Origin of the sequence: Kitasatospora sp. GAS1066B (assembly GCF_041262605.1) — a bacterium.
Classification (GTDB): domain Bacteria; phylum Actinomycetota; class Actinomycetes; order Streptomycetales; family Streptomycetaceae; genus Kitasatospora.
Genome location: NZ_JBGCCO010000012.1, coordinates 108674 through 120350, shown reverse-complemented (window position 1 = coordinate 120350; position 11677 = coordinate 108674). Strand labels below are relative to the sequence as shown.

Annotated in this window: 13 protein-coding genes; 10 read left to right on the top strand and 3 right to left on the bottom strand. The window is 72.4% G+C overall.

From position 1 onward, the window contains the following. Positions 1 to 32 precede the first annotated feature (32 nt). From ABH937_RS15890 to ABH937_RS15845, 10 genes are all read left to right on the top strand, one after another. Positions 33 to 494, top strand: coding sequence for a DUF742 domain-containing protein (locus ABH937_RS15890; RefSeq protein WP_370218541.1), 462 nt, complete (start codon positions 33 to 35; stop codon positions 492 to 494). A gap of 58 nt (positions 495 to 552) precedes the next feature. Next, a complete protein-coding gene (locus ABH937_RS15885; RefSeq protein WP_370218540.1) occupies positions 553 to 1152 on the top strand; it encodes an ATP/GTP-binding protein in 600 nt (199 codons plus the stop codon). 61 nt (positions 1153 to 1213) lie between these two features. After that, complete coding sequence (locus tag ABH937_RS15880; protein ID WP_280690010.1) at positions 1214 to 2455, top strand: styrene monooxygenase/indole monooxygenase family protein; 1242 nt, start codon at positions 1214 to 1216, stop codon at positions 2453 to 2455. Between the two features lie 146 nt (positions 2456 to 2601). After that, complete coding sequence (locus tag ABH937_RS15875; protein WP_370218537.1) at positions 2602 to 4050, top strand: DUF4190 domain-containing protein; 1449 nt, start codon at positions 2602 to 2604, stop codon at positions 4048 to 4050. 212 nt (positions 4051 to 4262) lie between these two features. Further along, positions 4263 to 4751, top strand: coding sequence for a hypothetical protein (locus tag ABH937_RS15870; protein WP_370218535.1), 489 nt, complete (start codon positions 4263 to 4265; stop codon positions 4749 to 4751). A gap of 124 nt (positions 4752 to 4875) precedes the next feature. After that, positions 4876 to 5403 (top strand): GNAT family N-acetyltransferase, encoded by a 528-nt coding sequence (locus ABH937_RS15865; RefSeq protein ID WP_370218532.1) that lies wholly within the window; start codon positions 4876 to 4878, stop codon positions 5401 to 5403. An 88-nt stretch (positions 5404 to 5491) separates the two neighbouring features. Further along, the gene (locus ABH937_RS15860; protein WP_370218530.1) at positions 5492 to 6151 is read left to right on the top strand and encodes a hypothetical protein; all 660 of its coding nucleotides are present in this window, start codon (positions 5492 to 5494) and stop codon (positions 6149 to 6151) included. A gap of 69 nt (positions 6152 to 6220) precedes the next feature. Then, a complete protein-coding gene (locus tag ABH937_RS15855) occupies positions 6221 to 6757 on the top strand; it encodes a MarR family winged helix-turn-helix transcriptional regulator (protein WP_370218528.1) in 537 nt (178 codons plus the stop codon). Further along, positions 6754 to 7731: an ABC transporter ATP-binding protein gene (locus ABH937_RS15850; RefSeq protein ID WP_370218527.1), complete on the top strand. Its 978-nt coding sequence runs from the start codon at positions 6754 to 6756 to the stop codon at positions 7729 to 7731. Before ABH937_RS15855 ends, ABH937_RS15850 begins: the two co-directional genes overlap by 4 nt. After that, positions 7691 to 8569 (top strand): ABC transporter permease, encoded by an 879-nt coding sequence (locus ABH937_RS15845; protein ID WP_280690004.1) that lies wholly within the window; start codon positions 7691 to 7693, stop codon positions 8567 to 8569. Before ABH937_RS15850 ends, ABH937_RS15845 begins: the two co-directional genes overlap by 41 nt. 129 nt (positions 8570 to 8698) lie before the next feature. Here the strand turns inward: ABH937_RS15845 and ABH937_RS15840 are convergent, their stop codons facing one another. The 3 genes from ABH937_RS15840 to ABH937_RS15830 are packed head-to-tail and all read right to left on the bottom strand — an operon-like array spanning position 8699 to position 11615. Beyond that, positions 8699 to 9274, bottom strand: a complete 576-nt coding sequence (locus ABH937_RS15840; protein WP_370218525.1) for a hypothetical protein — start codon at positions 9272 to 9274, stop codon at positions 8699 to 8701. Then, the gene (locus ABH937_RS15835) at positions 9271 to 10605 is read right to left on the bottom strand and encodes a DUF58 domain-containing protein (protein ID WP_370218524.1); all 1335 of its coding nucleotides are present in this window, start codon (positions 10603 to 10605) and stop codon (positions 9271 to 9273) included. Before ABH937_RS15835 ends, ABH937_RS15840 begins: the two co-directional genes overlap by 4 nt. Next, positions 10602 to 11615 (bottom strand): AAA family ATPase, encoded by a 1014-nt coding sequence (locus tag ABH937_RS15830; RefSeq protein ID WP_370218523.1) that lies wholly within the window; start codon positions 11613 to 11615, stop codon positions 10602 to 10604. The genes ABH937_RS15835 and ABH937_RS15830 overlap by 4 nt, the downstream gene beginning before the upstream one ends. Positions 11616 to 11677 lie beyond the last annotated feature (62 nt).

The following is an 11677-nucleotide window of genomic DNA, read 5'->3' as shown; positions in this document are numbered from 1 at the left end:
GCCTGGATTCGAGCCCGGAGGAGATGAGAAGCATGCCCGGCACCGCCCGTAGCGGCAGTGGCACAAGTAGCGGTGGTGGCATCGGCCTGGGGCGGCGTACGGACACCGTCCGTTCGGGGCAAGGGCGTTCCTCCCGGGTGCGGCCGTACGCGATCACCCGCGGGCGGACCCGGTTCGGCCGGGTGCTGCTGGTCGAGACCCTGGTGTCGGCGCTCAACCGGCCGGCCGACCCGGCCGACCGCAGCCTGCCCGAGCTGGCCGCGATCTGTGACGTGTGCCGAGGGCAGATGCGTTCGATCGCGGAGATCTCGGCGCTGCTGCGGATGCCGCTCGGTGTGGTGAAGGTGCTGGTCAGCGACCTTGCTGACCAGGGGAGGATCAGGGTGCACGGCGCGGATGTGGCCGACGGCACCGACCTGGACGGCACCGGCGAGGTTCCGGCGTCCAAGCGGGTTCTGTTGGAGAGGGTGCTGGGTGGACTTCGCAAGCTCTGAGTTCGGCGGCTCCGGCGGGTCTGATGGTTACGGCAGGTCCGATGGTTCCGGCGGTGCCGTGGCCGTGCCGCCGGGCGTCCCGCTGGTGACCGGCAACGCGACCTCCACCAAGATCGTGGTGGCGGGCGGCTTCGGGGTCGGCAAGACCACTTTCGTCCGCGCGGTCTCCGAGATCCCGCCGCTCACCACCGAGGCGGTGATGACCGAGGCGAGCATCGGCGTGGACGACACCGCGGCCGTCCCGGCCAAGTCCTCCACCACCGTGGCGATGGACTTCGGCCGGATCAGTCTCGACTCGGACCTGGTGCTCTACCTGTTCGGCACCCCCGGGCAGGGCCGGTTCTGGTTCATGTGGGACGACCTGGTGCGTGGCGCGGTCGGCGCGGTGGTCCTCGCGGACACCCGCCGACTGGCCGACTCCTTCCCGGCGTTGGACTACTTCGAGGGCAGCGGGCTGCCGTTCGTGGTGGCGGTCAACCAGTTCGACGGCGCGCCGGTCTACTCGCCCGAGGCGGTGCGGGACTCGCTGGCGGTGCCGCCGCAGGTGCCGGTGCTGATCTGCGACGCACGAGAACGCTCTTCGGTGGTCGCGGTGTTGACCGCGCTGGTGCTGAACGCACTGGCCGCCGAGCCGGCCGTTGCCGCCGCTCATACCTGACGGTCCGTCAGTTCACCTCCTCGCCCCACCAGCTGGGCAGCAAGCAAGAAGGCAGGCAGCGATGCGCAAGATTCTGATAGTCGGGGCCGGGCAGGCCGGACTCCAGCTCGCCCTGGGCCTCCAGTCCCACGGCTACGACGTGACGGTGATGACCAACCGCACCGCCGACGAGGTGCGCGATGGGCGGGTGCTCTCCACCCAGTGCATGTTCGACACCTCGCTGGGCCACGAGCGGGAGTTGGGCATCAACTTCTGGGAGGCCGAGGCGCCCAAGGTCGAGGGGCTCGGCGTCTCGGTGGCCGGTCCCGACTCCGCCAGAGTGATCGACTGGGTGGGCCGACTGGACGGCTACGCGCAGTCGGTCGACCAGCGGCTGAAGATGGCCGGCTGGCTGGAGGCCTTCGCCCAGCGCGGCGGCCAGGTGGTCGTGCACGGCGTCGCCGTCTCCGACCTGGACTACTTCGCCCGCACCTACGACCTGGTGCTGGTGGCCGCCGGCAAGGGTGAACTGGTCTCGATGTTCGGCCGCGACGCGAGCCGTTCGCCCTACGAGGCGCCGCAGCGCGCGCTCGCCGTCGCCTACGTGCACGGTCTCGGCCCGCGCCCCGAGCACGACTTCCGTGCCGTGCGCTGCAACCTGGTCCCGGGCGTCGGCGAGCTCTTCGTGATCCCCGCGCTGACCGTGTCGGGCGACTGCGACATCCTGTTCTGGGAGGGAATCCCCGGCGGCCCGCTGGACGTCTTCGGCGACGTCAAGGAGCCGGCCGAGCACCTGCGGCTCACCCTGGACCTGATGAAGACCTTCACGCCGTGGGAGTACGACCGCACCACTGGCGGCGTCGAACTCACCGACGCCGGTGCCACCCTGGCCGGCCGCTACGCCCCCGTGGTGCGCAACCCGATCGGTGAACTGCCGAGTGGTGGCCTGGTGTTGGGCGTTGCCGACGTGGTGGTCGCGAACGACCCGATCACCGGCCAGGGTTCCAACAACGCCGCCAAGTGCGCCGCCGTCTACCTGCAGGCGATCCTGGACCACGAGGACAAGCCGTTCGACCGCGAGTTCATGCAGTCCGCCTTCGACCGTTACTGGGAGGACGCCCAGCACGTCACCAAGTGGACCAACGCCATGCTGGCCCCGCCGCCGGAGCACGTGCTCAACCTGATCGGCGCCGCCGGCCAGCTGCCGCCGGTGGCCCACCGGTTCGCCAACGGTTTCAACGACCCGGCGGACTTCGAGAACTGGTTCTTCGACCCGGCGAAGGCGAACGCCTACCTCGCCTCGGTCGCCCCGCCGCAGGCCTGACCCGCGCTCGGCGCCGCCCGCCGGCCCTGCCGTGATCGGTGGGGTGGGGGCGGCGCCGATGTCTGTCCCCAAGATCCGCTAGAGTCCGGCCTCGATCGGACGGCTGCGCGGGCAGCACGGCAGCGGTAGGGGGAGCGAGCGCGACCATGGTGGACATATCGGGACAGGGCGCCGAGGAGGCACCGGAGGCCGCCCGCGTGGCGGAGAACGGCGCGCAGGACGCGGCGCCGGACATGCTGAAGAAGGCTGCGCAGGCCCCGGCGGATTCCGTGGCGGCTGAGGAGTCCCCGAAGGACGCTCCGCAGGCTGTTGAGCCGGTGACCGTTGAGCTGGAGATCGCCGAGCCTTCCCCCACTGCGGCCCCTGAGCCTGCTGGCGCTCCCGAGCCCGCAACCCCGACCGCCCTCGTGTCGCCGCAGCCGCCGGCCGACCCGTGGGCGCCCCCGGTCGGCGACGCCCCCGAGCTCCCGCCCACGGACCCCTGGGCGCAGCCCGGGGCCGCCCCGTACTACCCGCCGCAGCAGCCTGGGCCCTATGGCGCCCAGCCCCAGCTCGCGGGTACCAACGGGCTCGCCGTCACCTCGCTCGTCACCGGGCTGACCTGCTGCCTCTGGCCGGCCGCGCTCGGGTTCGGGATCGCCGCGCTGGTCCAGCTCGGCCGGCGTCGCCAGGCCGGTCGCGGGCTGGCCGTCGCGGGCGTGGTGCTCGGCGTGCTGGGGCTGCTCGGGAGCGTGGTCACGGGCGTGGGCCTGGTCATCGGCTTCCGGGACGCGAAAGCGAGCACCACCACCGTCGGGGCGGCGCCGGGCAGTGGCCCCTTCGGGCTGCGGCCGGGCGACTGCTTCACCGAGCGCACCACGCCGGGCGGCATCCAGCGCGTGCGGACGGCTTGCGACGCTCCGCACTACGGCGAGGTGATGTCGACGGTCACGCTCGCCGACGACCACTTCCCGGGTGCGCCGGCAGTCGCGAACGAGGCCTCCGGCATGTGCCAGAGCGCCGAACTCTCCTACATCCTCGACCCGTGGGCTCGACCCGCCACGGTCGGCATCCGCTACGTCTACCCGAACACCCAGGCCCGCTGGGACAGCACCCGCCACGCCGCCCTCTGCTTCCTGCACGACACCACGCCGGGAGGCAGCGTCGGCTCGCTGCGTCGCGACACGACCACCCTGACGTTTGATCAGCAGAACTTCCTGCAGGCCGTCAGCCAGTTGGACCAGGCGGAGGCCATGAGGCCCGCCGGTGATCCGGCGGACCACAACGCCGACGCGCAGGCCTGGATCCAGCACACCGCCCTCGGCATGAACCAGGCCTACATCGCGCTCAGCCGGCAGAACTGGCCGGACAGCGCCAAGGACCAGGTGGGCATGCTGGCCACCGAGCTCCAGCAGGACCAGCCGGCGTGGCAGACGGCCGGCAACGACAACTCCACCCCGATCGACGACCTGGTCGACCAACTCAGCGGTCAGGACCCGTCGCTGGACGAGAGCCTGGCCCGGAAGGCGCTTTCCCTGGCGGCCCAGCCGCCCTCGCCGGCAGCGACGACCGATCCGCAGTCCGGTGACACTGGCTCCGCTCCTGCCGCCACCTGAGGTAGGCGCTTTCCGGGCTGCCCGCCCAACTGCTCTGTGGAGTCGTCCACGAAAGTGTCTGCCGCATCTCCCTTCGGACACGAAAGCCACCGATCCGCCGCCGGTCCTGCGCGTTCAGCTGATCATTCAGTGACGCAGCGTATGAGCGCCGGGACTTGGGGGACGTCATGTCAGCAGGAGAGCCGGGGAGAGGGTGCGGCTGTGCGCTGAGCGTGCTGGCCGCGCTGGTGTTGACGGTGGTGGTCAGTCTGGCCTGGAGTGAGGTGTCCGATTCACGGCAGGCCGGGGTGAACCGCCGAGAAGCGGATCAACAGATCGCGACGATGGCCGCGTCTTTCGCGCAGCAAGTCGATTCGCAGGGCCAGCGTTCCATGGCTACCGACGCTGACCTCTGGCGGGACGCGCAGACCGCACAGAGAGCGAGGGCCGGTACCGTGAACGGTGTCATGGCGGTCGGTGTCCAGGTGCTCCGGCCGGTTTCGCGCGGCTCGGACCTCAAGGTCGACATCAGGGTCATGACGGTCTATCGGGAGCCAGGGCTGATCACCTACGGGGGCGACGAAGTCGACCGATGCTTCCGAGTCGAACTGCCAGGCCGTTCGGCGGGCTCTGGGAGCGCCACGCTGACGGCCCTGCCGACGTGTCCGGGGTTCACCTCGATCGAGGTGCTGACGAGTCCCACGCCCAGCGCCGCCCCTTGACTTCCGAAGCCCTGTTGAGCAGCCACATCGCGGTGTTACGCTCGCGCTGTCCGATCGAGCGACGCCGGGTTCGACCGCGCCGTGCCAGGGTCGGTCCGGTCGGCGCGACGCCAAGGGGGCTGGGGTGGCGGGGAGTTCGGAGCGGTTCGTGATCCGGCGGCGCTGGTCCGGCGATCTGCCCGGCTGCGTGAGCGCGCTCGGCGAGGTCCAGCGGGCCGACGGCTACCCGGTGGTGTGGCCCGCCGAGCCGGGCCGCTGGCTGGTCGAGTCCGACCAACTGGCCTCCTGGGTGGCGGTTTCGGCGGCCACCGGTGAGATCGTCGGGCACGCCGCGCTTTGCCGTGGTCCGGGCTCGTCGGCGGCCGGGGTCTGGGCGGCGCGGGTCGTGGGTCGGGAAGCGGCTGAGGCCGGCGCGGTGAGTCGGCTCTACGTGGCACCCGGTGCGCGTGGGCACGGGCTAGGCGAGCGGCTGCTGGACGCGGTGGTGGCACAGGCGCGCGCCTGGGAGCTGCATCCGGTACTGGACGTGGTGACCGAGAGCACGGCGGCCGTCGAGCTCTATCGTCGCCTGGGTTGGGAACTGCTGCTGACGATGGATCAGACCTGGTCCAACGGCGTGACGGTGGCCGTGCACTGTTTTGCGGCGGGGTAGCTCGCCGATGGGCGGTGACCGTTGACGAGGCCGTCAGATGCTGTCAATGGAGTCTCGCGGCACGGTCGGGACTTGCTACCTTCACCCCATGAATCATGATCTTGATGCTCGCCTGCCCGTGACCGCCGATGACGTCGAGGCGGCCGTCGATCTCTGCCTGGAGACGCTGGACGGCGCACTGACCGCCGACTGGTCGGTCCCGGCAGGGGAGTTGGACTGGGACTGCTGGGAGACGCTGGAGCACGCCGCCGATGGGCTGTGGGCGTATGCGGCCCAAGTCGGTTCGCGGCGAACGCCGTTGGACCGCTACGTGGCGCTGCGCTGGCACCGGGAGCGGCCGGGCGGTCCGGCCAACGCGGTGTTCGGGCAACGGGAGGAGGGGCCCGCCGCGCTGCTGGAGCTGTCGGAGGCCGGTGGCGCACTGCTGGCCGCGGTGGTCCGGACGGCTCGCCCGCAGGTGCGCGCCTTCCACTCGTACGGGGTGGCCGACCCCGAGGGCTTCGCCGCGATGGGCGTGGTGGAGACCCTGGTGCACACCGAGGACGTGGTGCGTGGGCTCGGTCTGAGCTGGGCGCCGCCGGGAGCGCTCTGTGCGCGGGCGTTGGCGCGGCTCTTCCCCGAGGTGGCGGCGGCCGCCGGATCGGACGACGACCCCTGGGCCACGCTGCTCTGGGCAACCGGCCGCGCCGAACTGCCCGGGCGACCGCGTCGCGTCTTCGAGCGCTGGCACAGCGCACCGCTGGTCTGACCCGCGACCGGGCACGGCGGGGAAGTTGCCTCTGGACAGATAGCTCTCAATGAGAGATAAAATTATCGTATGCCAGTAACCGACCCGGGCCCCGAGCCCCCGGACCCAGGGCTCGCCGACGAGTTCTCCACCCTGCTCGCCGGCATCTCGCGCCTGGTGCGCCGCCGCCTGCGCCAGGAGCTCACCATGCCGCGCCTGCGCGGTGCGCAGGTGGAGCTGCTGCGCCTGGTGGCGGCCAACCCCGGGATGCGGGTCTCGGCGGCTGCCAAGGAGCTGTGCCTGGCCGGCAATTCGGTGTCCACCCTGGTCAACCAGCTGGTCGCGGAGGGCCTGCTGTGCCGCGAGGTGGACCCGGCCGACCGTCGTGCGGCGCTGCTGCTGGTGACGCCGGAGGCTGCCGAACGGCTCGATGCCTGGACGGTCAAGCGCAAGGCGCTGGTCGGTGAACTGCTCGCCGACCTTCCCGTCGGGGACCGGGAAGCGCTTTCCGGCGCGCTGCCCGCCCTGCGCCGCCTGGCCGCCGGCCTTCAGGGCCGGGACGGCGAGCCCGAGGCGGAGATCGGGCCCGAGGGCGACGAAGAGGACAGGGGAGGGGATGACCGATGACCGACGATGACGCAGCCAGCCGCGACGCGACCACCCGTGCCGCAGCCGACCGCGACGCAACCGGCGCAGGCACCGACACCGGCGCAGGCACCGGCACAGGCACCAGCGCGGGCACCGGCGCCGCGGCAGGCGCGGCCGAGGCCGTGGTCTGCCGGGGGCTGGAGTACTCCTTCGGCAAGCCCCGGGCCGGCGCGGCCCGTACCAAGGCCGTCGACGGTGTGGACCTCGAGGTGCGCACCGGCGAGGTGTTCGGCCTGCTCGGCCCGAACGGTGCCGGCAAGACCACGACGATCCGCGCGATCACCACCCTGCTGCCGGTCCCGGCGGGCATGGTCAGGGTGTTCGGCAACGACACCGCCCGCCGCAAGATGGACGTCCGCCGGCTGCTCGGCTACGTGCCCCAGCAGCTCTCGGCCGACGCCGGGCTGACCGGTCGGGAGAACGTCGAGCTGTTCGCCCGGGTCTTCGACGTGCCGCGCGCCGAGCGGGCCGCCCGGGTCGCCCAGGCGATCGCGGCGGTCGACCTGGTCGAGGCCGCCGACCGCCTGGTCGGTACCTATTCGGGCGGCATGGTGCGGCGCCTGGAGCTGGCGCAGGCGCTGGTCAGCGCGCCCCGGCTGCTGGTGCTGGACGAGCCGACCATCGGCCTGGACCCGATCGCCCGGACCAGCGTCTGGGAGTGCATCGACGCCGTTCGCGCGGCCACCGGCATGACCGTGCTGGTCACCACCCACTACATGGACGAGGCCGACCAGTACTGCCACCGGGTGGGCCTGATGGACCGCGGCAGGATCCGCGCGCTGGGCACCCCGGCGGAGCTGAAGGCCCAGGTGCGCGAGCAGGACCCGGAGTTGCCGCACCCCACTCTGGACGACGTGTTCCGCCACTTCGCGGGGCGCAACCTCGGCCATGGCCAGGAAGGAGACTTCAGCGATGTCCGCCGTACCCGCCGCACCGCTTCCCGCGTCGGCTGAGCAGGTGCCGGCGGCGGACGGCGTCCGCCGTCCCGACCTCGGGCTTCTGCTGGTCCCGCCGCGGGCCAGGACCGGCTGGCGCCTGGTGCCGGCCCGCGTGCTGGCGATGTGCGCCGTCGAGCTGCAGAAGCTGCGGCACGACCGCACCGAGCTCTACACCCGGGCCGTCCAACCCGCCCTCTGGCTGCTGATCTTCGGTGAGACCTTCACCAAGCTGCGGTCCATCCCGACCGGCAACATCCCCTACCTCGACTACCTGGCGCCGGGGATCATCGCGCAGTCCGCGATGTTCATCGCGATCTTCTACGGCATCATGATCATCTGGGAGCGGGACTCCGGGGTGCTCACCAAGCTCCTGGTCACCCCGACCCCACGGGCCGCGCTGGTCACCGGCAAGGCCTTCGCGGCGGGGGTGAAGGCGGTGATCCAGGCGGTCGTGGTGATCCTCATCGCCGCCCTGCTGGGTGTCGCGATGACCTGGAACCCGCTGCGCCTGCTGGGCGTCGCGGTGGTGGTGCTGCTGGGCTCGGCGTTCTTCTCCTGCCTCTCGATGACCATCGCCGGGATCGTGCTCACCCGCGACCGTCTGATGGGAATCGGCCAGGCCATCACCATGCCGCTCTTCTTCGGCTCCAACGCCCTCTACCCGGTGGGTCTGATGCCGGGCTGGCTGCAGGCGATCAGCAAGGCCAACCCGCTGAGCTACCAAGTCGACGCCCTGCGCGGACTGTTGATCGGCACGCCCGCCCATCTGCCGCTCGACTTCGGGGTGCTGGCACTCGCCACGGTGCTGGGCATCACGGCGGCCTCCGCGCTGCTGGGGCGGCTGGCGAAGTAGCCGAGCAGTACCTCCCGGAACGGGAGTAGCCTGATGACCCGCTGACGGAGTGTCAGCGCACGGTGACGGGGTGGCCGCTGAGCAGCAGTGGCCACCCCGTCACCGTCTGTCCAGGAGCCGCCGTTCTGCTCAGGAGTCGCCGTCCTGTTCCGGAGCGTCCTCGCCCCGCCGCTCGTACAGCGTCAGCCCCACCGCGCCGGCGGCGGCCGCCACGCCCAGCACCGCGAGCAGTCGCGCCGCCGACGAACTGCCGGTGGGCGCCGCGGCGGCCAGCAGCACCAGGGCGGAGGCCGCGTAGGCGGCGGCCGCCACGGCGCGTCCCGGCGGCCGGTGGAGCGGGCTGTAGGTGTCCACGTGCAGCAGGTAGCCGAGCAGCAGCGCGGCGACCGTGACGGTCAGCCACGGCCGGTGCGGGGCGACGGCGGCGAGCAGCACGGCGACCACGGCCAGCGCGGTGTTGCGGTGCCAAGCCAGTTGGTGGTGCAGCCGGCCCCGGGGGCGTTCGGTGCGGTCCACCGCCGGCGCGGCCCACCAGGCGAACCCGGCGGCGAGCACCGCGACCGGCAGGCCCGAGGCGACCGTGGACCGGGCCACCGGGTCGGCCGCCGCGACGGCGAGCGCCAGGCCCAGGCAGCGCGAGGGCAGTTGCCAGGAACGCAGCCGGGCACCCGGCCCGGTGGATCCCACTGATGTCGTCGATGTCACCGTTGCCTCCCCTGGATCCGGCCGCGCAGCAGTGGGGCGAGCGCCAGGTCCAGCGCCTCGCCGGGCGTGTGGGCGACCACCGGAACGCCCCGGTTGCGCAGCGCGAAGCGCATCGCGTCCCGGTCGGCTCGCCACAGGCGCAGCGCGAACCGGCCCGCCTCGTCGTCCTCGTCGACCCGCGGGTCACCGGTCGGGATCTCCACCACGACCAGCGGATTGCCCCGGTCGGCGAGATCGCCCAGTACGTCCAGCATCCGCTGGTCGGCCAGCGGCGTGAAGGCGTAGACCAGCGCGCCCGGCGGTAGCGCGGGCGGCGGCAGCCGGTTCAGTTCGGGGGTGCCGTAGCCGAGGTCCTTGCGCACGTCGAGCACGCTCTGCACGATCCGGTAGAAGTGCGCCTCGCCGGTGCCGGCCCGCAGCCAGCGCGTGGTGCCGCCGACCGAGACCAGGCCGATCCGGTCGTGGGTGCGCAGGTAGGCGCGGGTCAGCCCGGCGGCGGCCCGCAGCGACTCGTCCAGCGTGGAGACGCCGGTGGCCGGGTCGCGGAAGTCGCCCAGCGCGTCGAGCAGCAGCACCGTGTCCACGGCCCGCTCGGCGCTGAACTGGTTGAGCTGGATGCTGCCGCGCCGGGTGGTGGACGGCCAGTGGATCCGCCGCTGGCGCTCGCCCCAGACGTGCGGGCGCACGCCGTTGACCTCGACGCCCTCGCCGTGCTGCCGGGTGGTGTGCTCGCCGAGCCGCTCCGGCAGCCGGACCGGGATCGGGGTCAACCGGGCGTTGCCGGGCACCGGGAAGACCTCGATCTCGCCCAGCTCCACCCGCACCGTGCGGCGGGTCAGGTGGCCCGTGTCGTACAGGTCCAGGTCGACGTGGCCGATCGACCAGCGCCCCCAGCGGGTCGCGGTCAGCTCCAGCGTCACGGTGTCCAGGCTGCTCCGTTCGGCGGTCAGCACGATCCCGGGGCCGAGCAGCGGCGCCGGGTCGAGCAGTCCGGCCGCGCCGTCGTGCCGCACGCTGATCCGAGCGGTCACCTGCTCGCCCTCGAAGCAGCGTCGGGTGGTGACCTGGGCTTCGGCGTCGATCCGGGTCGGCCGGGTGCGGCCCGGCGTGGCCACTGCCAGCAGCACGGCGGGGCCGGCCGCCAGGGCGAACAGCCAGGCGTGTCCGGTGAGCAGCGCGGCGACGGTGGCCACGGCGGCGACGGTGAGCAGCCGTAGCGTCCGCTCGCTCGCCCGCCAGCCGGGTGGCGGTGGGGGCGGCGCGGTGCCCAGCCGGTACCCGGACGCCGTCGCTCTCTGATCATCCGTCAGTTCGCCTGTCTGGCTGGTCATGAGCGAGCGACCGCGGCGTCCGCGAGGCTGTCGGCGGGCTTGTCCGGCACCGTCTGCGGGGTCGGCACCTGCGCCACCAGCGCGGCCAGCACGTCGTCCGAGTCGACCTGGCGTACCCACAACTCCGGCTTCAGGGTCACCCGGTGGGCCAGCGCGGGCACCGCCACCGACTTGACGTCCTCCGGGGTCAGGAAGTCGCGGCCGTCCAACACGGCGCGGGCTCGGGCCAGTTGGACCAGTGCGAGGCCGCCGCGCGGCGAAGCGCCGACCTGGATCTGCGGGTGCGAGCGGGTCGCGCCGACCAGCGCGACGATGTACTCCACCAGGTCGTCGGAGACCTCCACCCGCTCCAGGGCGGCCCGCATCGCGAGCACCTGCGCCGGGTTGCTCAACGGGCGCAGCACCGCTTCGGGCTCGGCCCGGTCGACCCGGGCGCGCAGCATCCGGGCCTCCAACTCGGCCGCCAGGTAGCCCATCCGCACGCGCAGCAGGAAGCGGTCCAGCTGTGCCTCGGGCAGCGCGTAGGTGCCCTCGTACTCGATCGGGTTCGCCGTGGCGATCACCACGAACGGGTCGGGCAGCCGGTGCGTGGTGCCGTCGATCGAGACCTGCGACTCGGCCATCGCCTCGAGCAGCGCCGCCTGGGTCTTGGGCGGGGTGCGGTTGATCTCGTCGGCCAGCAGCAGGTGGGTGAAGAGCGGGCCGGGCCGGAACACCATCTCACCGCTGCGCTGGTCGTAGAAGGGGGCGCCGGAGACGTCCGAGGGCAGCAGGTCGGGGGTGAACTGGATGCGGCGGAACTCCAGGCCCAGGGTGGTGGCGAAGGAGCGGGCCAGCAGCGTCTTGCCGAGGCCGGGCAGGTCCTCGATCAGGATGTGGCCGCCGGCCAGCACGCCGAGCATCACCAGCTCCAGCGCCTCGGGCTTGCCGACCACGGCGCGCTCGATCTCCGCCAGCACCTCGCGGGCGAGCTGGCCGGCCTGCTGGGGCGTCAGGGTCTCGGTCGTCACAGGGGTCCTCACAGGGATGGGTTGGGATCACGATGGTGGGTGAGGGGAAGTGGTGGGCCCGG